General features: G+C 71.9%; 21 protein-coding genes and 1 tRNA gene. 18 read left to right on the top strand and 4 right to left on the bottom strand.

Features of this window, described 5'->3' with window-relative positions; genetic code table 11:
• The first annotated feature begins 4 nt into the window (after window positions 1–4).
• From ssd to F1721_RS25435, 8 genes are all read left to right on the top strand, one after another.
• Window positions 5–1,087: a septum site-determining protein Ssd gene (gene ssd, locus F1721_RS25470; RefSeq protein ID WP_150069296.1), complete on the top strand. Its 1,083-nt coding sequence runs from the start codon at window positions 5–7 to the stop codon at window positions 1,085–1,087.
• Between the two features lie 32 nt (window positions 1,088–1,119).
• Entirely contained in the window at window positions 1,120–2,322 is a 1,203-nt protein-coding gene (locus tag F1721_RS25465; protein ID WP_150069295.1) for a TadA family conjugal transfer-associated ATPase, read from the top strand.
• Entirely contained in the window at window positions 2,316–3,107 is a 792-nt protein-coding gene (locus F1721_RS25460; protein ID WP_150069294.1) for a type II secretion system F family protein, read from the top strand. The genes F1721_RS25465 and F1721_RS25460 overlap by 7 nt, the downstream gene beginning before the upstream one ends.
• The gene (locus F1721_RS35175) at window positions 3,104–3,805 is read left to right on the top strand and encodes a type II secretion system F family protein (RefSeq protein WP_246155293.1); all 702 of its coding nucleotides are present in this window, start codon (window positions 3,104–3,106) and stop codon (window positions 3,803–3,805) included. Before F1721_RS25460 ends, F1721_RS35175 begins: the two co-directional genes overlap by 4 nt.
• A 31-nt stretch (window positions 3,806–3,836) precedes the next feature.
• Window positions 3,837–4,049: a DUF4244 domain-containing protein gene (locus tag F1721_RS25450; RefSeq protein ID WP_150069293.1), complete on the top strand. Its 213-nt coding sequence runs from the start codon at window positions 3,837–3,839 to the stop codon at window positions 4,047–4,049.
• Window positions 4,049–4,435, top strand: a complete 387-nt coding sequence (locus F1721_RS25445; RefSeq protein WP_150069292.1) for a TadE family type IV pilus minor pilin — start codon at window positions 4,049–4,051, stop codon at window positions 4,433–4,435. The genes F1721_RS25450 and F1721_RS25445 overlap by 1 nt, the downstream gene beginning before the upstream one ends.
• A complete protein-coding gene (locus tag F1721_RS25440) occupies window positions 4,432–4,779 on the top strand; it encodes an Rv3654c family TadE-like protein (protein WP_150069291.1) in 348 nt (115 codons plus the stop codon). The genes F1721_RS25445 and F1721_RS25440 overlap by 4 nt, the downstream gene beginning before the upstream one ends.
• A 412-nt stretch (window positions 4,780–5,191) precedes the next feature.
• The gene (locus tag F1721_RS25435; RefSeq protein WP_246155292.1) at window positions 5,192–5,731 is read left to right on the top strand and encodes a bifunctional DNA primase/polymerase; all 540 of its coding nucleotides are present in this window, start codon (window positions 5,192–5,194) and stop codon (window positions 5,729–5,731) included.
• Between the two features lie 106 nt (window positions 5,732–5,837).
• On the opposite strand, the gene F1721_RS25430 is transcribed toward F1721_RS25435, so the two are convergent.
• A complete protein-coding gene (locus F1721_RS25430; RefSeq protein ID WP_150069289.1) occupies window positions 5,838–8,216 on the bottom strand; it encodes a DEAD/DEAH box helicase in 2,379 nt (792 codons plus the stop codon).
• Window positions 8,217–8,659: 443 nt separating this feature from the next.
• On the opposite strand from F1721_RS25430, the gene F1721_RS25425 reads away from it, so the two are divergent.
• The 5 genes from F1721_RS25425 to F1721_RS25405 all read left to right on the top strand — a co-directional run bounded on the left by F1721_RS25425 (window position 8,660) and on the right by F1721_RS25405 (window position 17,000).
• Window positions 8,660–11,038 (top strand): sodium-translocating pyrophosphatase, encoded by a 2,379-nt coding sequence (locus F1721_RS25425; RefSeq protein ID WP_150069288.1) that lies wholly within the window; start codon window positions 8,660–8,662, stop codon window positions 11,036–11,038.
• Window positions 11,039–11,205: 167 nt separating this feature from the next.
• On the top strand, window positions 11,206–11,805 hold the full coding sequence (locus tag F1721_RS25420; RefSeq protein ID WP_150069287.1) for a hypothetical protein: 600 nt from the start codon (window positions 11,206–11,208) through the stop codon (window positions 11,803–11,805).
• Between the two features lie 149 nt (window positions 11,806–11,954).
• Window positions 11,955–12,548 carry a hypothetical protein gene (locus F1721_RS25415; RefSeq protein ID WP_211840617.1) on the top strand — a complete coding sequence of 198 codons (594 nt, stop codon included), beginning with the start codon at window positions 11,955–11,957 and terminating at the stop codon, window positions 12,546–12,548.
• Window positions 12,549–12,750: 202 nt separating this feature from the next.
• Window positions 12,751–15,585: a type I DNA topoisomerase gene (gene topA / locus F1721_RS25410; RefSeq protein WP_387513184.1), complete on the top strand. Its 2,835-nt coding sequence runs from the start codon at window positions 12,751–12,753 to the stop codon at window positions 15,583–15,585.
• A 191-nt stretch (window positions 15,586–15,776) separates the two neighbouring features.
• Entirely contained in the window at window positions 15,777–17,000 is a 1,224-nt protein-coding gene (locus F1721_RS25405) for a DNA polymerase III subunit delta' (RefSeq protein ID WP_150069285.1), read from the top strand.
• A gap of 7 nt (window positions 17,001–17,007) precedes the next feature.
• Here the strand turns inward: F1721_RS25405 and F1721_RS25400 are convergent, their stop codons facing one another.
• Entirely contained in the window at window positions 17,008–18,246 is a 1,239-nt protein-coding gene (locus F1721_RS25400; RefSeq protein WP_246155291.1) for a hypothetical protein, read from the bottom strand.
• A 281-nt stretch (window positions 18,247–18,527) separates the two neighbouring features.
• Between F1721_RS25400 and F1721_RS25395 the strand changes: the two genes are divergently transcribed.
• A tRNA-Thr gene (locus tag F1721_RS25395) sits at window positions 18,528–18,601 on the top strand.
• Window positions 18,602–18,827: 226 nt separating this feature from the next.
• A complete protein-coding gene (locus tag F1721_RS25390; protein WP_150069283.1) occupies window positions 18,828–19,394 on the top strand; it encodes a Uma2 family endonuclease in 567 nt (188 codons plus the stop codon).
• 62 nt (window positions 19,395–19,456) lie between these two features.
• On the opposite strand, the gene F1721_RS25385 is transcribed toward F1721_RS25390, so the two are convergent.
• Window positions 19,457–19,993 (bottom strand): TetR/AcrR family transcriptional regulator, encoded by a 537-nt coding sequence (locus F1721_RS25385; protein ID WP_246155290.1) that lies wholly within the window; start codon window positions 19,991–19,993, stop codon window positions 19,457–19,459.
• Between the two features lie 42 nt (window positions 19,994–20,035).
• On the opposite strand from F1721_RS25385, the gene wzt reads away from it, so the two are divergent.
• The 3 genes from wzt to F1721_RS25370 all read left to right on the top strand — a co-directional run bounded on the left by wzt (window position 20,036) and on the right by F1721_RS25370 (window position 21,738).
• Window positions 20,036–20,779: a galactan export ABC transporter ATP-binding subunit Wzt/RfbE gene (wzt, locus tag F1721_RS25380; protein ID WP_150069282.1), complete on the top strand. Its 744-nt coding sequence runs from the start codon at window positions 20,036–20,038 to the stop codon at window positions 20,777–20,779.
• A gap of 70 nt (window positions 20,780–20,849) precedes the next feature.
• Window positions 20,850–21,314, top strand: coding sequence for a cytidine deaminase family protein (locus tag F1721_RS25375; protein ID WP_211840616.1), 465 nt, complete (start codon window positions 20,850–20,852; stop codon window positions 21,312–21,314).
• A 28-nt stretch (window positions 21,315–21,342) separates the two neighbouring features.
• Window positions 21,343–21,738, top strand: a complete 396-nt coding sequence (locus F1721_RS25370; RefSeq protein ID WP_150069281.1) for a hypothetical protein — start codon at window positions 21,343–21,345, stop codon at window positions 21,736–21,738.
• A 200-nt stretch (window positions 21,739–21,938) separates the two neighbouring features.
• Here F1721_RS25370 and F1721_RS25360 read toward each other — a convergent pair whose 3' ends face one another.
• The gene (locus F1721_RS25360) at window positions 21,939–22,514 is read right to left on the bottom strand and encodes a dihydrofolate reductase family protein (protein WP_150069279.1); all 576 of its coding nucleotides are present in this window, start codon (window positions 22,512–22,514) and stop codon (window positions 21,939–21,941) included.
• Window positions 22,515–22,570 lie beyond the last annotated feature (56 nt).

The raw sequence follows: 22,570 nt of genomic DNA, 5'->3' as shown, positions 1-22,570 counted from the left end.
TGCCATGACTGCTGCACGCCCGCTGCTCGTTGCGCGAGATGCCGAACTGGCCGAGGAAACCGCCCGCCTGGCCGCTGCGTCCTGCGGTGAGCTGGTGCGCGCGAGAGAGCTGTCCGCGCCCGCCTGGCGCGCGGCACCGCTGGTGCTGCTCGACGCCGCTGCGGCTGCTGCCGGAGTGGCCGGTGGGTTGCCGCGAAGACGCGGGGTCGTGGTGCTCTGCCGCGATCCGACCCCGGAGCTGTGGCGGGTCGCGTTCGAGATCGGCGCGGACCAGGTGATCGCCCTGCCCGCCGAGGAGACAGCGCTGATCGAGCTGCTGGCCGACACCGCCGACACCCCGGCGCAGGACGGCCGGATCCTCGCGGTGCTGGGCGGCTGCGGCGGCGCTGGAGCGTCCGTGCTGGCCACGGCTGCTGCGGTGCTGGCCGCGCGCGGTGGTTCGCGCGCGCTGCTGGTCGATTGCGACCCGCTGGGCGGTGGCGTCGACCTCGCGGTGGGCGCCGAGGCGGACGACGGTCTGCGCTGGTCGGGGCTGGCCGTCAACGCCGGTCGGCTCGGGGCGAGCGCGCTGCACGAGGCGCTGCCCGAGCGCCGGATCGGGTCCGGCGCGATCACGGTGCTGTCCTGCGACCGCGACGGCCCGTCCAGCGGGCTGACCCCGGAAGGCGTGCGGGCGGTGCTGGCGGCCGGTCGCCGGGCAGGCGACGTCGTGGTGTGCGACCTGCCGCGAGCGCTCCCGGAACCGGCCGTCGCAGCGCTGCGCGAGGCCGATCTCGCGGTGGTCGTCGTCCCCGCCGAGGTCCGCGCGGTGGCTGCGGCCGAGCGGGTGGTGGCGGCGGTCGGGGAGCACGCCGCCGGGCCGATCCGGCTGGTGGTGCGCGGTCCCGCGCCGGGCGGGCTGCGGATGGCCGACGTGGCGCGGGCGGTCGGCGCCGAGGTGCTGACCGGGATGCGCCCGGAGCCGCAGCTTCCGGCGCTCGTCGACTGCGGCGGGCTGGCGGCCCGGTTGCGCCGCCGCGGCCCGGTGGCCAGAGCGGCCCAGCACGTGCTGGCCGAGCTCGACCGGTGCGAAGCGGCTGCCCGCTGAGTCCTGTTTTCCGTTGCGTTGAAAGGAGAGTCATGAGTCGTGTTCTGGAGCCCGTCGACGGTGCGGTGGACGGCGAGCTGCTGGCCCGGGTCCGCAACCGCCTGGTCGGCAGCGGTGCCGCGCTGACCTCCAGCGCCGTCGCCTCGGCGGTCCGGGAGGAATCCGGTGCGCTGGTCGCCGATGCCGACGTGCTGGCCGCACTTCGCCTGGTGCAGCAGGAATTCCGCGGTGCCGGGGTGCTGGAACCGCTGCTGCGCGATCCGGAGGTCTGCGACGTGCTGGTGACCGCGCCGAACAAGGTCTGGGTGGATCGCGGCAACGGCCTCCAGCGGGCGGCGGTGCGCTTCGCCGACGAGGACGCGGTGCGCCGCTTGGCGCAGCGCCTGGCGATGTCCACCGGCCGTCGGCTCGACGACGCCCAGCCCTGGGTCGACGCCTGGTTGCCGCAGGAGAGCGCCTCCGGCGCGGTGCGGTTGCACGCGGTGCTGCCGCCGGTGGCGGGCGAGGGGACCTGCATCTCGCTGCGCATCCTCCGCCCGGCGGCGCACGACCTCGCCGCGCTGCAGGAGTCGGGCGCGTTCGACGGCCCGACGGCCGAGGTGCTGCGCGAGATCGTCGCCGCGCGGCTGGCGTTCCTGGTGGTCGGCGGCACGGCGAGCGGGAAGACCACGCTGCTGGCGGCGATGCTGGGCGAGGTCGCCGAGTCCGAGCGGATCGTCTGCGTCGAGGAGGCCGCGGAGCTGCACCCGAGGCACCCGCACGTGGTCCGGCTGCTCACCCGCCCGCCGAACGTCGAGGGCGCTGGCGAGATCCAGGTCCGCGACCTGGTGCGCCAAGCCCTGCGGATGCGGCCGGACCGGCTGATCGTCGGCGAGGTGCGCGGCGGGGAGGTCCGGGAGCTGCTCTCGGCGTTGAACACCGGCCACGACGGTGGTGGCGGAACCCTGCACGCCAACTCGCCGCAGGAAGTCCCGGCCCGGATGGAAGCCCTGGCGGCTCTGGGCGGCTTGTCGCGCTCAGCGCTGCACAGCCAGCTCGCCGCAGCGGTGCAAGTCGTGCTGCACGTTCGACGAAGCGCGCAGCGGGGCCGGTACTTGGCGGGCATAGGTGTGCTGCGGCGCGACGGCGAGCGGGTCCAGGTCGTTCCGGCGTGGCAGCGCGACGGCGGCTGGACGTCGGGCCGGGAAGACCTGGCGGCGCTGCTCGCCGCGCGAGGAGGTGCCTTGCCGTGCTGATCCTCGCGCTGCTGGCGGCCGCCGCCGCTGCCCTGTGCTGGCCGGAGGTCCACGCCCGCGACCGGCTCCGCCCGAGACCGGTGCGGCCGGCACTCGGACCGGTCCGCCACCTGCGGCTGCTGGTGGTCCTGGCATCGGCGGTCGTCGGGTTCTTCGTCGCTGGTCCGGCAGGCCTGCTCTCCGGAGCCGGGTTGGCGCTGCTCGGCGCGCACCACTGGCGCTCGCTGCGGGGACGGCGGGACAGGCTCGCCCGGGCCGACGAGCTGACGGCGGGTTTGCGGTTGCTGGTGGCTCAGCTGCGCGCGGGCGCGCATCCCGCTTCAGCCGCGGAAGGGGCTGCGGCCGAGGCCGGGGCGGTGATCGCCGGAGTCTTCCGGGACATGGCGACCACGGTCCGGCTCGGCGGTGACGTGGCGACGGTCCTGCGGAACCACGAGCTCGTCGAGCTGCGCGCGCCGCTGGGGCGGATCGCCAGGGCGTGGGCGCTGGCGGAGCGGCACGGTGTCGCGCTGGCCGACCTGCTCGACGCGGTCCGCCGCGATGTCGAGCGGCGCACGGCCTTTCGGCGCGGCGTCGACGCGAAGCTGGCCGGTCCGCGCTCGACGGCGGCCGTGCTCACCGGGCTGCCGGTCTGCGGCCTGCTGTTCGGCGAAGCCATCGGATCGGCTCCGCTCGCGGTGCTCAACGGCGGGCTGCTCGGACAGCTGATGTTGCTGGTCGGAACGGCCCTGCTGGCGGCAGGCGCGAGCTGGACGCTGCGGCTGACCGAGGCGGTGGCGTCGTGATCGAAGCGGTTCCGGCGCTTGTGGCAGCTGCGGTGCTGATCGACCCGACGCCTTCGGGGCGAGCGAGGCTGAGCTCGCTGCGCCCGCGGTCTCGGCCGCGGCAGCGGACGTCCGCCATCGCGTGGGTGCTCCCGCTGGCCGCGGGTTCGGTCGCCGCGCAGATGTTCGGCCTGGTCATTGGCGTGCTGATCGGCTCTGCAGCCGCGATCGCCGCACGCCGGTGGTCAGCGCTGGCGGCTCGAAGGCGCGAGCGGACCGATCCGCTGGTGCTGGCGGCTGGCTGGGACCTGCTGGCCGCGGGAATGCGGGCGGGCCTGCCGGTGCCGGTCGTGGTGCAGGCGGTGGCCGAGGAACTGGCCGGTGCCGCGCGCCGAACCCTGCGCGAGGTCGCCGATCACCTCGCGCTCGGATCGGACGCGGTGACCAGCTGGGAACCAGCGCTGTCCAATCCGGACACCGCCGAGCTCGCCCGCGCCGCGCGGCGGACCGCGCGCACCGGGCAGGGCTTGGCCGAGGTCGCCGCGGAACTGGCCGAGCACGCCCGCGCCACGGTCGCCGAGCAGGCCGAAGCCCGGGCGCAGCGGGTCGCGGTGTGGATCTCCGCGCCGCTCGGCCTGTGCTTCCTGCCCGCGTTCCTGTGCCTCGGCGTGGCACCCGTGGTCGTGGGCACCCTGCACCGGCTGACCTTCCCGGGATAGCGAAAGACCACTGTGGACGAATGGAGGAGAGATGACGAAGGTGGACCTGCCGGTTCGGCGGGCGGCGGGACGGCTCCGCGCGCTGCTGCACGGCGATGGCGGGATGACGACCGCGGAGTACGCGATGGGGACGGTGGCCGCGGTCGCGTTCGCCTCGCTGCTGTTCGAGATCGTCACCGGCGGCACGATCAAGGAGGCGCTCACCGGGCTCATCGAGCGCAGCCTGGAGGGTGGCGGCGTCTGATGGCGGCGCAGGTGGCTCCGGTGCCGCAGGGCGCCGGAGCACCCGACCGCGGCGCGGTGACGGTCGAGGCCGCGCTGGGCATCTGCTCGGTGGTCGCGGTGTTCGCGCTGGCCCTGGTCGGCGCGAACGCGCTGATCGGCCACCTCCGCTGCACTGACGCGGCGGTGGAGGCGGCCAGGCTGGTGGCGCGCGGTGACCGGTCGCGGGCCGACGAAGCCGTGCACCGGGTGGCTCCGGCCGGTGCGGCGCTGGCGGTGCAGGTGGACGGCGACGTCGTCCGCACGGAGGTGAGCATGCCGCTGCCCGCCCAGCTGCCCGGCCGCTGGCTGCACGCGCGCGCGGTCGCCGTGCTGGAACCGGGCGTGGAAGGGCAGGTGGTGCGATGAACGGCGATCGGGGAGCGGCGACGGCGTTGTCCGCGATCCTGGTGCTGGCGCTGCTCTCGCTGCTCGTGCTCGTCCTCCAGCTCGGCGCGGCGACCATCGCCCGGCACCGCGCGGAAGGGGCTGCCGACCTCGCGGCGCTGGCGGCCGCCGCGCACGCGCCGCGCGGGCCGGAAGTGGCCTGTGCGCGGGCCGCGCAGGTGGCCGACGGCATGCGGGCCGCGGTCGTCGAGTGCCGGTTGGCGGGGTGGAACGCCCGCGTGACGGTCGAAGCTGATCTTCCGCCGGTGGTGCCGCTGGCGGGAAAGGCCAGCGCACGGGCGCACGCGGGGCCGGACGGCGGCTGATCGGACCGCCGCGACGAACGGTCGACGAACGGTCGGAAAGGTCCGGGCCAACAGCAGTTCCGGAGCCGTTCACCCCGGTGATCTTTCGGTTGTGGTGTTCCGCCGGGACGCGTTCGTCGCGGCTGAACGACCGGTCGCCGACGCGGGGTGTACTCGACGGGGTGGCATGCCGTTGATTAGTGGTGTGAGCGGGAAGACTCAAGGTTCACGACAACGAGGTCGCGAACCAGGTGGTTCCCCGAGACCGCCGGTCCACCGCCCACTGTGGAGCAAGGAGGCGGAACAGATGCATTGGTCGGCGGAGAGGTGGCAAGGCGCCTTCCGCGGCGTCCCGGCCCACCCGGCCGGGTTGACCAGCAGCCGGATCGAACTGCGCGTGCAGGCAATCGGATTGGCCTCGCGCGGGTGGCCGATGCTTCCCGGAACCTACCCCGAAGGAGATCACTGGATCGGTCGGCACGGCCGTCAGGAGCACGGCCCGATGCCGGTGCACCGCGACTGGCAGACCCGGCTGGGCACCAACCCCGACGACGTCACCGCCTGGTGGGCCGAACGCCCCTACAGCCTGCTGATCGCCACCGGGAGCACGGTCGACGCGCTCGAGGTCGACGCGGAGCTCGGCCGGGCCGGTGCCTCGGTGCTGCGCGCCCTGGGCTTCCCGGTGCCGATCGTGGCGACCCCGCGCGGGCGCTGGTACTTCCTGACGGCCGGTGGCGGCAAACTCGCCGCGGACCTGGCCGACGTGCCCGGAATCCGCTTGCACGGCAAGGGGAGCTGGGTGGCCATGCCCCCGACCGCCTACCCGGGCGGCCAGGTGCACTGGCGGGTCAAGCCGGAGGTCTGCGCCTGGCGGCTGCCCACCCCGGACTTCGTGCAGGACGCCCTCCGCACGGGTCGCGAGCACCTTGACAACAACGCAGACGTGGCGGAACTCCTCGCGGCAGGCAGGTGACGCACCTGCCGACCGTGCCGGCCCCGACCGGATCGGCATCCGCGCCCGGGCTCCCCGACGCGACCGGACCCCGCACCTCCCCGAGCACGCACCAGTTCCCCTGTGCTCAGACCTGTTGCGGACGGTCGTGCAGCCCAGCCGATCCACCGGTGCCGCCTCCGAGCACGGTCGACACCGCATCGAGAACAGCCACCGCCCCCGCCTTGTCCAGCGGTTCGTTGCCGTTCCCGCACTTGGGCGACTGAACGCAGGACGGGCACCCAGCCGGGCAGTCGCAGGAAGCGATCGCTTCCCGCGTCGCGGCCAACCACGGGACCAATGCGGCAAAACCGCGATCGGCGAATCCGGCCCCTCCCGGATGCCCGTCGTGCACGAACACCGTTGCCTCCCCGGTGTCGGCGTGCATCGCGGTGGACACCCCGCCGATGTCCCAACGATCGCAGGTCGCGAACAGCGGTAGCAGGCCGATCGCCGCGTGCTCGGCGGCATGCAGCGCACCGGGGATGCGCGCCGGATCCAGCCCGGCGCCCCCCGGTGCGCTGCTCATCAGCAGCTCGTCGCTGACCGTGTACCAGACCGCGCGGGTCAGCAGGGTCTGCGCCGGGAGGTCCAGCGCGACCTGGTCCAGCACCTCGCCGGACGGTCGTTTCCGCAGGTAGCCGACGACCTGCGAGGTGACCTCTACCTCGCCGAGGCACACCGTCACCCCGCGGCCGGTGTCCCGGCGCTCGATGGTCCGCAGCACCGAGATGTCCACGACGTTGCGCGGCGAGGTCGTCCAGTCCGGGCTCTCCTCGTGCACCAGCGCGATGCCGTTCTCCAGGTCCAGGTCGTCCACCACGAAGGACTCGCCGCGGTGCAGGTACACGGCCCCCGGGTGCACGGTGGAGCAGGCGGAGTCCGGGTCCACGGTGCCCAGCATCCGGCCGGAGTCGCCCTCCACCACGGCGATCGGGTGACCACCGGCGCCGCGCAGCTCCACGTTCCGATGTGGACGTTCGCGGGAGGTCCAGAACCAGCCGTGCGGGCGCTTGCGCAGCACGCCGTCCGCGGTGAGGGCCTGCACCGCGCGTTCGGCGGCCTCGCCGCCGAAGATCTCGAACGAGTCCTCGTCGAGCGGCAGTTCCGCGGCGGCGCAGGCCAGGTGCGGCTCGAGCACGTACGGGTTGGTCGGGTCGAGCACCGTCGCCTCGACCGGCCGGTCGAGCATCGCGGGCGGGTGGTGCACCAGGTAGGTGTCCAGCGGGTCGTCCCGCGCCACGAACACCACCAGTGCGCCCTCGCCGTCCCGCCCGGCGCGACCGGCCTGCTGCCAGAACGAGGCCAGCGTGCCCGGGTACCCGGCGACCACCACGGCGTCGAGCCCGGAGATGTCGACGCCCAGCTCCAGCGCGTTGGTGGTGGCCACCGCGCGCAGCTGACCGGTGAGCAGCGAGCGCTCCAGCTCGCGCCGGTCCTCGGGCAGGTACCCGCCGCGGTAGGAGGCGACCTTGCCGGGCAGCGATTCGTCCACTTCGGACAGCGCGCGCTGCGCGGCGATCGCGGCCAGCTCGACGCCGCGCCGGGACCGGATGAACGCCAGCGTGCGGGCGTCCTCGATGACCAGCTCGGTCATGATCCTCGCGGCCTCGGTGCTCGCGGCCCGGCGCACCGGGGCGCCGTTCTCGCCGATGATCTCCTCCAGCAGCGGCGGTTCCCAGAGCGCGATGGTCCGCGCCCCGCGCGGCGAGCCGTCGTCGGTGATGGCGCGGCAGGGCACCCCGGTGAGCCGCTGGGCCAGCGCATCGGGGTCGGAGACGGTGGCGGAGGCGAGCACGAAGACCGGGTCCGCGCCGTAGTGCTGCGCGACCCGGCGCAGGCGGCGCAGCAGGAGCGCGACGTGCGACCCGAACACCCCGCGGTAGGTGTGGCACTCGTCCACCACGACGTGGGTGAGCTGCCGGAAGAACCGGGCCCACCGGCCGTGCCCGGGCAGGACGCCGTAGTGCAGCATGTCCGGGTTGGTGAAGATCCACCGGCCGTGCGCGCGGATCCAGTCCCGCTCCACCTGCGGGGTGTCCCCGTCGAAGGCGGCCGCGCGGACCTCCTTCAGCCCGAGCTCGTCGACGGTGCGCAGCTGGTCGGCGCCCAGCGCCTTGGTGGGCGCCAGGTAGAGCGCGGTCGCGCGGCGGTCCTCGAGCAGCCGGGACAGCACCGGCAGTTGGTAGACCAGCGACTTGCCCGACGCCGTGCCGGTGGCGACCACGACGTGCTCACCAGCCCGGACGGCCTCCGCGCCCTCGACCTGGTGCACCCACGGCTCGTCGGCGCCGCGCTCGCGGAGGGCGTCGACCAGCCGCGGCGGGACCCACTCCGGCCAGTCGGTGGTGCGGGCCGGGCGGTCCGGCAGCTGCGCGACGTGGCGGATCGGTGATTCGCCGGTCGGCACCCCGGCCAGCACGCGGTCGAGCAACCGCTTCCCTCTGTTCTGCTCCGCTGCGCGCACGTCAGCGAGCCTCGCACAGGGCGGTGCGGGCGCTGCGCACGAGTTCCCGATTCCCGCAGCTGTGTCGGTGTCGCTCGATCGGATGGTTCTGGGCGGACCGCCGGGCGGGCGGCTGACGGCGGCCGGGTCCCGGCGGATTCTGCGAAAGCACGCCCTATACCTCATGTCACCCGATCGGTCCAAATCAAGATCGGCCCGAACGGGTGATCAAGTAGAGCTCTGAATCGATCAATCGGTAACAGATTCCCACGTCGGAGAGAGGTGCGTATCACACCGTGAGGTAAGCCACTCGGGGCCTGAATAGACTCCCGAGCCACGACGTCGCCACGGACGGCCAGCGGACGATCACCGGCCGTACCGGGCGGGGCCGCCTACCGCGCACTGGAGCCGGTCGAGAGTCGGCGGGCCTCCGGTGCTGAACCGAGCACAACCCAGGAGGACGGATGTCCCTGCTCACCCCGGTCCAGCACGGCTGGGCCCAGGGCGCTGCACCACCGAGCTCGCAAACCCGGATGGACCTCGCCCAACAAGCCTCCGGAATCGAACTCGGCGGCGCCGACTACGCAGTGGTCGGAGTGGTGATGGTGATCGCCCTGGCCGCGTTGGCCTTCGGCTACGTCCTGATCAAGGAGGTGCTGTCCGCCGGCCAGGGCACGGCCAAGATGCAGGACATCGCCAAGGGCGTGCAGGAAGGCGCTTCGGCCTACCTGAACCGGCAGTTCCGCACCCTGGCGATCTTCGCGGTGGTCGTGTTCCTGCTGCTGTTCGCGCTGCCCGCGGAGACGGTCGGCGAGCAGATCGGCCGCTCGATCTTCTTCCTGTTCGGCGCCGCGTTCTCCGCCGTCATCGGCTACCTCGGCATGTGGCTGTCCACCCGCGCGAACGTGCGCGTCGCGGCTGCCGCCCGCGAAGCCGGTGAGGGGCGCGAGAAGGCGATGCGCGTCGCGTTCCGCACCGGCGGCGTGGTCGGCATGACCACGGTCGGCCTCGGCCTGTTCGGCGCCGCGCTCGTGGTGCTGGTCTACGCCGGTGGCGCGCCGCGCGTGCTGGAGGGCTTCGGCTTCGGCGCCGCCCTGCTGGCCATGTTCATGCGAGTCGGCGGCGGCATCTTCACCAAGGCCGCCGACGTGGGTGCCGACCTGGTCGGCAAGGTCGAGCAGAACATCCCCGAGGACGACCCGCGCAACGCCGCCACCATCGCCGACAACGTCGGTGACAACGTCGGCGACTGCGCCGGGATGGCGGCCGACCTGTTCGAGTCCTACGCGGTGACCCTGGTCGCCTCGCTGATCCTCGGCACCGCCGCGTTCGGCCTGCACGGCCTGCTGTTCCCGCTGATCGTGCCCGCCATCGGCGTGCTGACCGCGGTGATCGGCGTCTACATCACCAAGGCCCGCAGCGGGGAGAACGCGCTGGTCGCGATCAACCGGTCGTTCTACATCTCGGCGGCGATCTCGGCGGTGCTCTGCGCGGTCGCCGCGCTGCTGTACCTGCCCAGCTCCTTCGCCGACCTCAACGGCGTCTCGCCGGCCCTGCAGCAGGCCAGCGGCAACCCGGCGGTGATCGCGCTCGTCGCGGTGATCATCGGCATCCTGCTCGCGGTGGTCATCCTCAAGCTGACCGGCTACTTCACCGCGACCGAGCACCGCCCGGTGCGCGACGTCGGCAAGTCGTCGCTGACCGGCGCGGCGACGGTGATCCTCTCCGGGCTGTCGGTCGGCTTCGAATCCGCCGTGTACACCGCGCTGATCATCGGCGCGGCGGTGTTCGGCGCGTTCCTGCTGTCCGGTTCGCTGCCGGTGGCGCTGTTCGCCATCGCGCTGGCCGGGTGCGGTCTGCTGACCACCGTCGGCGTGATCGTCGCGATGGACACCTTCGGCCCGGTCAGCGACAACGCGCAGGGCATCGCGGAGATGTCCGGCGACGTCGAGGGTGAGGGCGCGAAGATCCTCACCGAGCTCGACGCGGTCGGCAACACCACCAAGGCGATCACCAAGGGCATCGCGATCGCCACCGCGGTGCTGGCCGCGACCGCGCTGTTCGGCTCCTACACCGATGCGATCGGTGCGGCGCTGGTGGACGTGGGCGGCCAGCTCGGCATCTCGGAGTTCTTCGTCTACGCGCCGAACGTGCTGGTGGGCGTGGTCATCGGTGCCGCCGTGGTGTTCCTGTTCTCCGGGCTGGCGATCAACGCCGTCTCGCGCGCCGCGGGCGCGGTGGTCTACGAGGTGCGCCGCCAGTTCAAGGACAAGCCGGGCATCATGGACGGCTCGGAGCGCCCGGAGTACGGACGGGTGGTCGACATCTGCACCCGCGACTCGCTGCGCGAGCTGGCCACGCCGGGTCTGCTCGCGGTGATGGCGCCGATCGCGGTCGGCTTCGGCCTCGGCGTCGGCCCGCTGGCCGGTTACCTCGCCGGTGCCATCGCCACCGGCACCCTGATGGCCATCTTCCTGGCCAACTCCGGTGGTGCCTGGGACAACTCGAAGAAGCTGGTCGAGGACGGCTACCACGGCGGCAAGGGCTCCGAGGCGCACGCCGCCACGGTCATCGGCGACACCGTCGGCGACCCGTTCAAGGACACCGCGGGCCCGGCGATCAACCCGCTGCTGAAGGTCATGAACCTGGTGTCCGTGCTGATCGCACCGGCCGTGGTGGCCTTCTCCGTCGGTGCTGGCGCGAACCACCCGGTGCGCATCGGCATCGCGGTGGTGGCGGTCGCGGTGATCGTCGTCGCGGTGGTGGTCTCCAAGCGGCGCTCGACGTCGATCGCGGAGTCATCCCCGTCCGACGACAAGGCGATCAACGGCGCACCCTCCTAAGCGCGCCGGTCGGTTCGAAGGGCGTCTTCCCCGCCGGGGGAGGCGCCCTTCGCCGTGCGCTGGGCCTTCGGCGGAGAGCGCACCCCGGGCTCCGGGGCGCGGTCGCGGGTGGGGGAGAGTCTGGGCCGCACGCCGAAGGCAACTGGCGATCTGTGCGAGGAGTGCGCATGAAGCTACGTTCGACGTCGATCGCGGCGCTGGCCGCAGCCCCGCTCGTGCTGGCGGGCTGCGCCGGAGGCCCGGCGGGCGCCCCGCCGCAGGCCCCGCAGCCGCCCGCGCCGAGCGCGGAGGCGGTCGCCTGGACCGGCAAGATGTGCGGCCTGGTCAGCGGCTTCAGCACGGCCCAGAAGAACCTGCCGGAGCTGGACCGGAGCAACACCGCCACGGTGAAGGACTCGGTGATCAAGCGCATCGACACCGCCGCGCAATCCGCTGATGACACGGTGCGCGGTCTGCAGGGCCTCGGCGCCCCGCCGGTCGAAGGCGCCGGGCAGGTCAGCGCCGGGTTCCAGGAGGGCTTCACGCAGGTCCGCGACCTGCTGCGCGGGGCGCGCGAGAAGGCCGAGCAGGCCGACCCGACCGACAAGCAGCGGTTCCAGCAGGGCATGACCGCGGTCCAGCAGGAGCTCGACAAGGGCAGCAAGCTCGACCTGAAGGACAAGTTCGTCCAGCTGGAGCAGAACCAGCAGCTCAACGCGGCGGCCCACCGGGCCCCCGAGTGCCAGCCCTTCTTCACCAAGCCCCAGCAGCAACAACCACCCCGCTGACCGCCGCAACTTCCATTGAAATCAGACCTCCGATTTCAATGGAAGTTGTGGTCTCCGCGCCCGGTGCCGCTGCAGTTTCCAGTGAAACTGCGGTGCCCGCTCGCTCAAATGGGTGGAAACCGTGGCGCAGCTCGAACTGCTGTTCTAGCATGCGGGCCGTGGACCAGCTGTCCTTCTACTCGGCCGAGGCGCGGCAGCCCGTCATCGCTGACCTGGCGGGCATGCTGTGCGGGCCCGGGCAGGCGGTCGGCTTCGGCCGCGGGACCGCAGCCCGGCTGTCGGTCGTGGTCGACGCCGAGTGGCGCGCCCGGTCCCTGGTCGAGGCGTGCGCGCAGCGCGGCGTGGAAGCCGAGCTCGGCCGCTCCGACGAAGGCCGTCCGCTGATCCGCACCGCGTTCCGCGCCGACCTGACCGGCCTCGCCGCGCAGTGGCTGCGCGGCGCGGTGAAGTCCGTCCCCGACGGCTACGTCCCGGACGGCGCCGCCCTGCGCATCTGGGCGCTGACCGCGGGCTCCGCCGAGCCCACCGGCTACCGCCTCGGGCTCGACCCGCACGCCCCCGACACGCACGCGCCGCTGGCCGCGGCGCTGCTCGGCTGCGGCCTCCCGGCCAAGCCGGTCGGTCCGCGCGCCGGTGGCCCGGCGCTGCGCGTCACCGGGCGCCGCCGCCTGGCGCGGCTGGCCGAGCTCGTCGGCCCGACGCCCGATGGTGCGATCGAGCGAACGTGGCCGCTCGTGTCGTGACCGATTTGACGCATATCACGCCAGGTCACGCAACGGAACACGTTCGTCACCCGATACGTTCGTAAGGCAAGACGCCGACGTGCATGGGCGTGTTATGTGCAACCCTGTGCCTTCCCGGGCGGCGTTCGGAACTGCGCACGGGGCACACTGAGGAACTTGTCGGGTAGCAAAGGATGCTTCCGGGAGAAGAGAGCGGGTAAGCGTGGCTGGGTCGACACGGACGAAGAAGGCTGGCGGGACCGGCCGGGCTTCCGGGTCCGCCAACGGGGCGGGCTCCGGTGGTCGGCGCCTGGTGATCGTCGAGTCGCCTGCGAAGGCCAAGAAGATCGCCTCCTACCTGGGCTCGAACTTCATCGTGGAGTCCTCCCGCGGCCACATCCGCGACCTGCCCAAGAACGCCAAGGACGTGCCGGAGAAGTACAAGGGCCAGGCGTGGGCCCGCCTCGGCGTGGACGTCGACAACGACTTCGAACCGCTCTACCTGGTCTCCGCCGACAAGAAGTCCACGGTCACCGAGCTGAAGGACGCGCTCAAGCAGGTCGACGAGCTCTACCTCGCCACTGACGGCGACCGCGAGGGCGAGGCGATCGCCTGGCACCTGCTGGAGACGCTGAAGCCGAAGGTGCCGGTGCGCCGGATGGTGTTCCACGAGATCACCGAGTCGGCGATCCAGGCGGCCGCGGCCAACCCGCGCGACCTGGACCACGACCTGGTGGACGCGCAGGAGACCCGCCGAATCCTGGACCGGCTGTACGGCTACGAGGTCAGCCCGGTGCTGTGGAAGAAGGTCATGCCGAAGCTGTCGGCGGGCCGCGTGCAGTCGGTGGCGACCCGGATCGTGGTGGAGCGCGAGCGCGAGCGGATCAAGTTCGTCCCGGCCGACTACTGGGACATCTCGGCGACGATGGACGCCGGTCCGGACGCCTCGCCGCGCCGCTTCGGTGCCCGCCTGGTCACGGTGGACGGCGCGAAGCTGGCCACCGGCCGCGACTTCGGCCCGGACGGGCAGCTGAAGAACTCCGACACCCGGGTGCTGACCGAGGCCGAGGCCCGCGCGCTGGCCGCGGCGCTGACCGACGTGCAGCTGCACGTCTCCAGCGTCGAGGAGAAGCCGTACACGCGGAAGCCGTACGCGCCGTTCATGACCTCCACGCTGCAGCAGGAGGCCAGCCGCAAGCTGCGCTTCTCGGCGGACCGCACGATGCGCACGGCGCAGCGGCTGTACGAGAACGGTTACATCACCTACATGCGTACCGACTCCACGACGCTGTCGGAGACGGCGATCGCGGCGGCGCGCAACCAGGCCCGCGACCTCTACGGCGAGCAGTACCTGTCGCCGCAGCCGCGCCAGTACACCCGCAAGGTGAAGAACGCGCAGGAGGCGCACGAGGCGATCCGCCCGGCGGGCGAGAGCTTCCGCACCCCCGGCGCGGTCGCCGCCGAGCTGGGCAACGACGTCGACGGCTTCAAGCTGTACGAGCTGATCTGGCAGCGCACCATCGCCTCCCAGATGGCCGACGCCAAGGGCACCACCCTGTCGGTGCGCATCACCGGCACCGCGACCAGCGGCGAGGAGTGCACCTTCGCCGCCTCGGGCCGCACCATCACCTTCGCGGGCTTCCTGAAGGCCTACGTCGAGGCGGTCGACTCGGAGGCCGGTGGGGTCGCCGACGACGCCGAGTCGCGGCTGCCGCAGCTGGTCAAGGACCAGCCGGTCACCGCGCCGGAGCTGTCGCCGGACGGGCACACCACCAACCCGCCGCCGCGCTTCACCGAGGCCAGCCTGGTCAAGACGATGGAAGAGCTGGGCATCGGCCGCCCGTCGACCTACGCCTCGATCATCAGCACCGTGCAGGAGCGCGGCTACGTGTGGAAGAAGGGCTCCGCCCTGGTCCCGTCGTGGATCGCCTTCGCCGTGGTCGGGCTGCTGGAGAAGCACTTCGAGCGCCTGGTGGACTACGACTTCACCGCGGCGCTGGAGGACGAGCTGGACCGCATCGCCGAGGGGCGCGAGCAGCGCACCAGCTGGCTGTCCGGCTTCTACTTCGGCGGCGACGTGGGCCCGGAGGGCTCGATCGGCCGCGCCGGTGGGCTGAAGAAGCTGGTCGGCTCGGGCGTCGAGGAGATCGACCCGCGGGAGATCAACTCGATCCCGATGTTCACCGACGACCACGACCGCACCGTCTACGTGCGCGTCGGCCGCTACGGGCCGTACCTGGAGCGGACCCTGGAGGACGAGTCGTCGCAGCGGGCGAACCTGCCCGACGACCTGCCGCCGGACGAGCTGACCGTGGAGATCGCGGAGAAGCTGTTCTCGACGCCGATGGAGGGCCGCAGCCTGGGCACCGACCCGGAGACGGGCCACGAGGTGGTGGCTAAGGAGGGCCGCTTCGGGCCGTACGTCACCGAGGTCCTGCCGGAGGGCAGCAAGGGCAAGCCGCGCACCGGCAGCCTGTTCAAGTCGATGTCGCTGGACACCGTCACCCTCGACGACGCGCTGAAGCTGCTGTCGCTGCCGCGCGTGGTGGGCAAGGACCCGGAGAGCGGCAACGAGATCACCGCGCAGAACGGCCGCTACGGCCCGTACCTGAAGAAGGGCACGGACTCGCGGTCCCTGGAGACCGAGGAGCAGATCTTCTCGATCACCCTGGAAGAGGCGCTGAAGATCTACGAGCAGCCCAAGCAGCGCGGTCGGCGGGCCGCCGCGGCGCCGCTGCGCGAGCTCGGCGAGGCCCCGGACACCGGGAAGCCGCTGGTGATCAAGGACGGCCGGTTCGGCCCGTACGTCACCGACGGCGAGACCAACGCGTCGCTGCGCAAGGGCGATGACGTGGAGTCGTTGACCATGGACCGCGCGGTGGAGCTGCTCGCGGAGCGGCGGGCCAAGGCCCCGGCCAAGAAGAAGGCCCCGGCGAAGAAGACCACCGCGGCGGCCAAGAAGACGACCACCAAGTCGACCAGCACGGCGAAGAAGACCACGAGCAAGACGACCAGCACGGCGACCAAGAAGCGGGCCAGCTCCTCGAAGTCGTCGTGACGTGCCGTCCGCCCGGACGGCACGCAAGCGTTGCCGCCGGTGCGCGTCTACCCGGATGCCTTGACCGCGCCACGAGCGCGGTGCTGCTGAGCTGAGGCCTCCGTTCGCGGTCGGGGTGGCACCGTAGAGTCGTGAGTGCGGAAGCCGCCTCCAGCCGGTTTTCGCACTCACGACCCACGGGAGGCGACGCGATGCGGACCGACGCTCCGGAGCAGCTGAACACCGGGGTGTGGGCGGAGGTCGTCGGGCAGCCCGACGCGGTGCGGACGCTGCACGCCGCGGTGTCCGCGGCCCGCCGCCAGGTCCGCGGCGAACCGGTCCCGCCCGGCGCCATGACGCACGCCTGGCTGTTCACCGGCCCGCCCGGCTCGGGCCGCTCGATCGCGGCGCGCGCCTTCGCCGCGGCCCTGCAGTGCACGGACTCCGATGTCGTGGGCTGCGGGAGCTGCACGGCGTGCCGGACGGTCATGCACGGCACCCACGCCGACGTGCGCCTGGTGGTGCCGGAGGGCCTGTCGATCTCGGTCGCGGAGATGCGCTCCCTGGTGCAGGCGGCGGCTCGCCGCCCGACCACCGGCCAGTGGCGCGTCGTGCTCATCGAGGACTCCGACCGCCTCACCGAAGGCGCGGCGAACGCGCTGCTCAAAGCGGTGGAAGAGCCGCCCCCGCGCACGGTGTTCCTGCTCTGCGCTCCGTCGGACCACCCGGAAGACGTGTCCGTGACGATCCGCTCCCGGTGCCGCGTGGTGCAGCTGCGCACGCCCCTGGCCAGCGCGATCGCCGAGGTGCTGCACGAGCGCGACGGCGTTGACGCCCAGCTGGCGCAGTGGGCGGCCTCGGTGTGCGGCGGTCACATCGGCCGCGCGCGGCGGCTGGCGACCGACGAGGAGGCGCGCGAGCGGCGCGAGTCGGTGCTGCGCATCCCGCTGGGGCTGCGCAGGTTCTCGGACGTCTTCACCGCCGCGACCGGCCTGGTGAAGCTGGCCGAGACCGAGGCGGTCACGGCCAACGAGGACCGCAACGAGGCGGAGAAGGAAGAGCTGAAGACGGCGATGGGCGCGGGCGGCACCGGCAAGGGCACCGCCGCGGCCACCCGCGGGGCCAACGCGGCGCTGAAGGAGCTGGAGAAGCGCCAGAAGTCCCGCGCCACCCGTTCCCAGCGCGACGCCCTGGACCTGGCCCTGGTGGACCTGGCGGGCTTCTACCGCGACGTCCTGGTGACCCGCGCGGGCTCGTCCGCCCCGCTGAACCACCCGGACTTCGAGCGCTCGATCGCCCAAGCGGCGGCCGAGTGGACGTCGGAGTCGGCCCTCCGCCGCTTGGACGCGGTCCTGGAGTGCCGGGTCGCCCTGACGCAGAACGTCAAGCCGATCATCGCGGTGGAAGCCATGCTCGCCACCCTCCACATGGGCTGATCGCTGCTCAGGCCCGCCTGCGGGGGAGGACGGCGATGATGATCGAGCCCAGGAGCAGCAGACCGGTGCCGGTCCAGAACAGCGGGATCGCGTAGTAGCCGCTGCTGGTGAGCGCCAGGGGCTGGACCGCCTGCGGGTTGGTGCCCGCCGGGTCCGGCGCCGGTGGCACCGGTGCGGTCGTGCAGTCCACGCCACCGGCCGGGGCACCGGCCCGGACGACCTGCTCGCCGAAGGAGACCTGCAGCAGCGAGGTCGGCAGCCCGACCGCGTGCCCCCGCAGGACCTGCAGGTCGAAAAGCCGCGCCGCGGCGCGAACTTCGGTGTCCACGACGTCCTGCTTCAGCTCGCCGACGCTCAGCCGCAGCACCCCGGCGTCGAGCACGCGCCGGTCGAGCCCGGGCGGCGGGACGTCCAGGGCCGGGTGCGCGGCGTCGAGCACGCCGAGCTGCTCACCACCCCGCGAAACCCGCAGCACCGGTGCCTCGTACTCCACAGTGGACGTCGCCGGGGCACCGGTGGCGGTGGCGGTCAGCCGCGGCGTCCCGACCACGTCGACCCGGATCTCCTGCGGGGTCCCGGCGAACAGCCGGACGCTGGCCAGCTGCAGGTTCGAGGTGGACTGGACGGCCTTGCCGACCTGCCCGGGCACGTCGACGAGCTGCACGTTGGAGTGCGCTTCGGCGGAGTTCGGCACGTGCAGAAGCGACCCGGCGCCGTCCTCGGCGGGCTTCCCGCCGTTGAGCAGCCCGCCCAGCGACAGCCCCTCCGGCAGCGCGTTCACGGCCGATGCGCTGCCCATCGAGTACCGGGCGTCGGCGATCGGCGACACGCACGGCCCGGCCTCCTTGTCCCACCGGGCGTGCACGCTGCCGTCCAAGCCGCTGAGCTTGACCAGCTGATCGGCCGGGGAGCTGGGCGGCTGCATGCTCGACCTGATCGGCTCGGCCCGGTCCGGCAGCGCGGCCTGCGCCAACCCGACCGGCAGCTGCGGCGACTTCCCGAACACCGCGACCCCGAACGGCGAGGCCTCGGCGACGGCCCGCTCGTGCGCGAAGTAGGCCGTGGAGTTGGCCTGCGCGACGGCCCGCCCCATGCCCGCCTCGGCGACCGCCTGCTTCGGCAGCTTCTCCTCGAACTCCGGGTCGTCGATGATCGACTCGGTCGGCACGGTGTTCGGCAGCACCCGGACGACCCCGATCAAGGTCCCGGCATCGGCCACGATCGGCCCGGGAGCCGGGGTCGGCACGGAAGCAGGGGGCTGACCGGGATCGACCGGCGACGGGATGGGAGTGGTCGGCGGAGAACTCTGCGCGAAGGCGGCGGGCAGCGAAAGCCCAGCTACGGCCAACGACACGGCGGTGCACACGCCGAACCGGCGAACAGCGCGCATCCGACCCCCTCCAGGTCGAGTGACAAGCATCACTGTGATCTCAACGACGCCCCGGGCCCCGGGTGACGCCCGACTTCGCGCAACCCGGGGCCCGCGCGTGAGCCCGCAGGGGAGCCCGCTACACTTGACCGCGCAATGCCGCCTTAGCTCAGTCGGCCAGAGCGACGCACTCGTAATGCGTAGGTCGAGGGTTCGATTCCCTCAGGCGGCTCCGCCGGGCTCAGCCCGCTGACCTGCGGCGGGAGCCGAGATCGATGATCTCGGCTCCCGCCGCAGAGTCGTTTTCGGGGTTCGTCCAGTTGGTCGTGGATGGTCGGAGTCCGCGCAGGGTTGGCGGTGGTGGTCGGCCCTCCGAACGAGTCCTGCTTGCTCTGCTTGAAACGCAGTAGCCTGAGCTGAGCGCTATCCGTCCGTTGGCTATGTCAAGGGGGTACGCCGTGACCGCTGAGATGATTGCGCCGGCGTGGATGCACGCGCAGGTCACTGCGGAGCAGTACGACTCCTGGTCGGAAGAGCAGTGCGCGGGTATCGAGATCGTGGACGGGATGGTCGTTGTGAGCCCCAGCGCCTCCAAGCGGCACAATCGCATGGCGCGGATTCTGGCGAACGCCCTGGAAGCAGCCGCTGGGCCGGAGTGGAACGCGGATACGGCCTTCGACGTCCGCCTGCAGGATGTCCCGCTGACCAACCGTCGCCCGGATGTGGTCGTTTATCGAGCCGACACCCTCGACATCACGCCGACCCGGCCCGAGCACGTGCTGCTCGTGGTCGAGATCGTCTCGCCCGGTTCGGAGACCACCGACCGGATTGTGAAGGTCGCCCAGTACGCCGAGGCAGGCATCCTCTTCTACTGGCGGGTGGAGCAGAGCGCCACGGGTGTTCCGCTGGTTTACACCTATCTCCTCGATCCGGCCAGCCGCGTCTATCGCGAAGGTGACGTGTTCGCCGGTGTGGTCAGGGCTGTCGCGCCGTTCACGGTCGAGATCGACCTCGGCGCGATCTGATCCTCCGCCGTTCGGTCGTTCGGCATGGAGCCTGAACCCTGCGCGTTCGAGGGGGCTTTCGCTCACTCGGCGGGAGAGGTCAGGTAGGACAGGGCGATTTCCGCTGTCTCGTCGGCCCATTCCGGCCAGGAGAGGTCGTCCGGCCACGACTGGCAGGTGGCTGCGCGGTGCACGCAGGAGCTGATGATGGTTCGGGTCGCCACGCGCAGGGCCAGTTCGGGGTCGGGGCGGCGGATGTCGTCCAGGTGGGGTTTCGCGGCCTCGGTCAGTAATTGCTGGATCGTCGCGAGTGCTTGCAGGCCGCGTTCGACCCCTTCGGCGCGTTGGCCGCTGAGGAGCTCCGGGAAGGTCCGGGTGTGGTGCGAGAACGTGTCCGCCATCGCTCGGGTGAAGGCGCCGATGAGGTCGGCCAGTTCGGGGCGGGCTGAGCCGAGCGCTTCCGCGACGGTGGTTTCCAGCTGCGCCATCAGCTGTTCCTTGACCGCTTGGAGCAGCTTCTCCTTGCCGGTGAACCGCCGGTAGATCGCGCCCACGGACACGCCCGCGTGCTCGGCCACCGCCGCCACGGTGAACTCGTCGATGCCCCCGGTGCTCAGCACGTGCTCGGCGGCGGCCAGCAGCTTGTTCAGCGACTCCGGAGCATGGTGAGCATCGAGGTGCGGGACGCCTGCGTCGACTTCCCGATCTTCGACGCCAAGACGCGGTCGCTGAAGAAGAAGGTGCTGGGCAAGGTCGGCGGCAAGATCGGCACCGGGGCGTGGGTGCCGATCGTCGAGGCGCTGCGGGACATCACCCTGTCGCTGTGCGACGGCGACCGGGTTGCTCTGGTCGGGCACAACGGGGCGGGCAAGTCCACGCTGCTGCGGCTGCTGTCCGGGATCTACGAGCCGACGCGCGGCAGCGCGCGGATCGTCGGGAAGGTCGCGCCGGTCTTCGACCTGGGGGTGGGGATGGACCCGGAGGTCTCCGGCTACGAGAACATCATCATCCGCGGCCTGTTCCTCGGGATGACCCGCAAGCAGATGCAGCGGCGGGTGGCCGACATCGCCGAGTTCACCGAGCTCGGCGACTACCTGGCGATGCCGCTGCGGACCTACTCCGCGGGCATGCGGGTGCGGCTGGCGCTCGGCGTGGTGACCACGATCGACCCGGAGATCTTGATCCTCGACGAGGGCTTGGGCGCGGTCGACGCGGCCTTCGTCGCCAAGGCCCGGCAGCGCCTGGTCGACCTGGTGAACCGCTCGGGCATCCTGATGTTCGCCTCGCACGCCGATGAACTCCTGCTGGAGCTGTGCACCTCGGCGATCTGGATGGACGAGGGCCGGATGCGGATGCAGGGCCCGCTGCGCGAGGTCCTCGCCGCTTACAAGGGGCACGCCCCCTGAGGAATTTCGGTTGCGGGCGGGCCGCGCGCTGGACGAAGGTGGCGTCCGGACCGGCAGGGAGGAAGTCAGCGTGCACGTACCGCCTTCGGCGCGACCGCTCAACGACGACGAGCGCGAACTGGTCGAGCTCGCCCGCCGAACGATCGACGAGAACACCGACGCCGAGCCGGGCGGTGACGGTGTCCACACGATGGGCGCCGCGGTGCGGGCCGATTCCCGCACGTTCACCGGCGTGAACCTCTACCACTTCACCGGTGGCCCGTGCGCCGAGCTGGTCGCGATCGGCTCGGCCCGGGCGCAGGGCGCGCGGCAGCTGGAGTGCATCGTCGCGGTCGGCAACGACGGACGCGGGGTCACCGGCCCGTGCGGGCGGGATCGGCAGGTGTTCGCGGACTACTACCCAGCGATGCGGGTCGTGGTGCCCACGCCGGACGGCTTGCGGTCCGTGGTGGCCGCCGAGCTGCTGCCGCTGTTCCAGCGGTGGACCTTGGAAGCCGGGACGACTCCCTTCGGAGGGGGCGAACCCGAGCGTTGAACCGGCGAGAGCCCCTAGCCTGCGTTGCATGATCAACGTTCTGGCCGGGATCATCGGTGCGTTGCTGGGGTTCTCGGGTGCGCTGCTCGGCGCTTGGATCAAGAGCCGGGCCGAGCACGGGAAGTGGCTCCGCGATCAGAAGCTCTCCGGGGCCGCTGAGATGGTCAGCGCGGGGACGAGCATCTTCGAATTCCGCAGCGGGAGCCATGCGTGGGTCGACTCGTTCGAGCCGAGCGAGCTGCGGGAGTGGCAGGCCCAGCTGCAGCGGGGCCGCGCCGTCGTCCACACGTTGTGCGCGGAGAAGACTCGCGATCACGCGAACGCCTTCGTCAAGGCGTGCTGGCGGGCCGAGGACGAGGACGCGGCGATCCAGGCCCTCCAGGCGTTCACCGCGTCGCTTCGCCGGGAGATCGGCAGCAGCTAGGTGACCCGCTCGGCGGTGGCGGGAACTTTCGCCCGGGTCCGTCGGGCCTGGACCACCGTCATCCTCCTGGCTGCGGTGGTCCGGCCCGCGACCGGACCACCAGCATCAACCCACGCGCTGCTGTTCGGAGCCGAGCTCGTCCGGGGCGACACCGCGCTCGTCACGGCCTTCGTGGAGACCCTCGTCCCCGGGCGACGACGTCAGCGGATCACTTCGTAGACGAGCTTCTGGATTCCGTTGGAGTAGGACTCGCTCTCGACCAGCTTCAGGTTCTGCTTGTCCTTGTCGGTGTCGCTGAACAGCTTCTTGCCCGCGCCGAGGAGGACCGGGAACAGCAGCAGGTGGTAGCGGTCGATCAGGCCTGCGTCGGAGAGGTTGCGGTTCAGCGTGGCGCTGCCGTTGATGATGATCGGGCCGCCTCCGGTCTCCTTCAGCGCGGCGACGTCGTCGAGCGAGCGGAGGATGGTCGTCTCGCCCCAGTTGGTCACCAGGTCCGCGTCCTCGAGCGTGGTCGACACGACGTACTTCGGCATCGCGTTGTAGCCCGCGAAGTCCTCGGTCATCTGCGGCCACACCGGGGCGAACGCCTCGTAGCTGACGCGGCCCATCATCAGCGCGGTGGCCTCCTCCTGCTCGCGCCCCTTGATCTCGAAGGCGGCCGGGTCGAACTCGATGTCGTTGAAGGTCCAGCCGGAGTTGCGGTAACCGGCCTCCCCGCCGGGGGCCTCGACGACGCCGTCGAGCGAGACGAACGCGGTGCTGATCAGGGTGCGCATGTGGTGCTCCTCAGTGGTTCCTGGCTTGCTCTCGTCAGTGCATCGAACGGGGGTAG

The organism is Saccharopolyspora hirsuta, from assembly GCF_008630535.1.
Lineage (GTDB): Bacteria > Actinomycetota > Actinomycetes > Mycobacteriales > Pseudonocardiaceae > Saccharopolyspora > Saccharopolyspora hirsuta.
This window is presented reverse-complemented; position numbering and strand designations above follow the sequence as displayed.

Bases quoted from the DNA above. Each gene is read 5' to 3' on its own strand.
- ssd (WP_150069296.1), top strand. From the start codon at position 5: ATGACTGCTGCACGCCCGCTGCTCGTTGCGCGAGATGCCGAACTGGCC.
- F1721_RS25465 (WP_150069295.1), top strand. From the start codon at position 1,120: ATGAGTCGTGTTCTGGAGCCCGTCGACGGTGCGGTGGACGGCGAGCTG.
- F1721_RS25450 (WP_150069293.1), top strand. From the start codon at position 3,837: ATGACGAAGGTGGACCTGCCGGTTCGGCGGGCGGCGGGACGGCTCCGC.
- F1721_RS25445 (WP_150069292.1), top strand. From the start codon at position 4,049: ATGGCGGCGCAGGTGGCTCCGGTGCCGCAGGGCGCCGGAGCACCCGAC.
- F1721_RS25440 (WP_150069291.1), top strand. From the start codon at position 4,432: ATGAACGGCGATCGGGGAGCGGCGACGGCGTTGTCCGCGATCCTGGTG.
- F1721_RS25435 (WP_246155292.1), top strand. From the start codon at position 5,192: ATGCTTCCCGGAACCTACCCCGAAGGAGATCACTGGATCGGTCGGCAC.
- F1721_RS25425 (WP_150069288.1), top strand. From the start codon at position 8,660: ATGTCCCTGCTCACCCCGGTCCAGCACGGCTGGGCCCAGGGCGCTGCA.
- F1721_RS25420 (WP_150069287.1), top strand. From the start codon at position 11,206: ATGAAGCTACGTTCGACGTCGATCGCGGCGCTGGCCGCAGCCCCGCTC.
- F1721_RS25415 (WP_211840617.1), top strand. From the start codon at position 11,955: ATGCGGGCCGTGGACCAGCTGTCCTTCTACTCGGCCGAGGCGCGGCAG.
- F1721_RS25405 (WP_150069285.1), top strand. From the start codon at position 15,777: ATGCGGACCGACGCTCCGGAGCAGCTGAACACCGGGGTGTGGGCGGAG.
- wzt (WP_150069282.1), top strand. From the start codon at position 20,036: ATGGTGAGCATCGAGGTGCGGGACGCCTGCGTCGACTTCCCGATCTTC.
- F1721_RS25370 (WP_150069281.1), top strand. From the start codon at position 21,343: ATGATCAACGTTCTGGCCGGGATCATCGGTGCGTTGCTGGGGTTCTCG.
- F1721_RS25360 (WP_150069279.1), bottom strand. From the start codon at position 22,514: ATGCGCACCCTGATCAGCACCGCGTTCGTCTCGCTCGACGGCGTCGTC.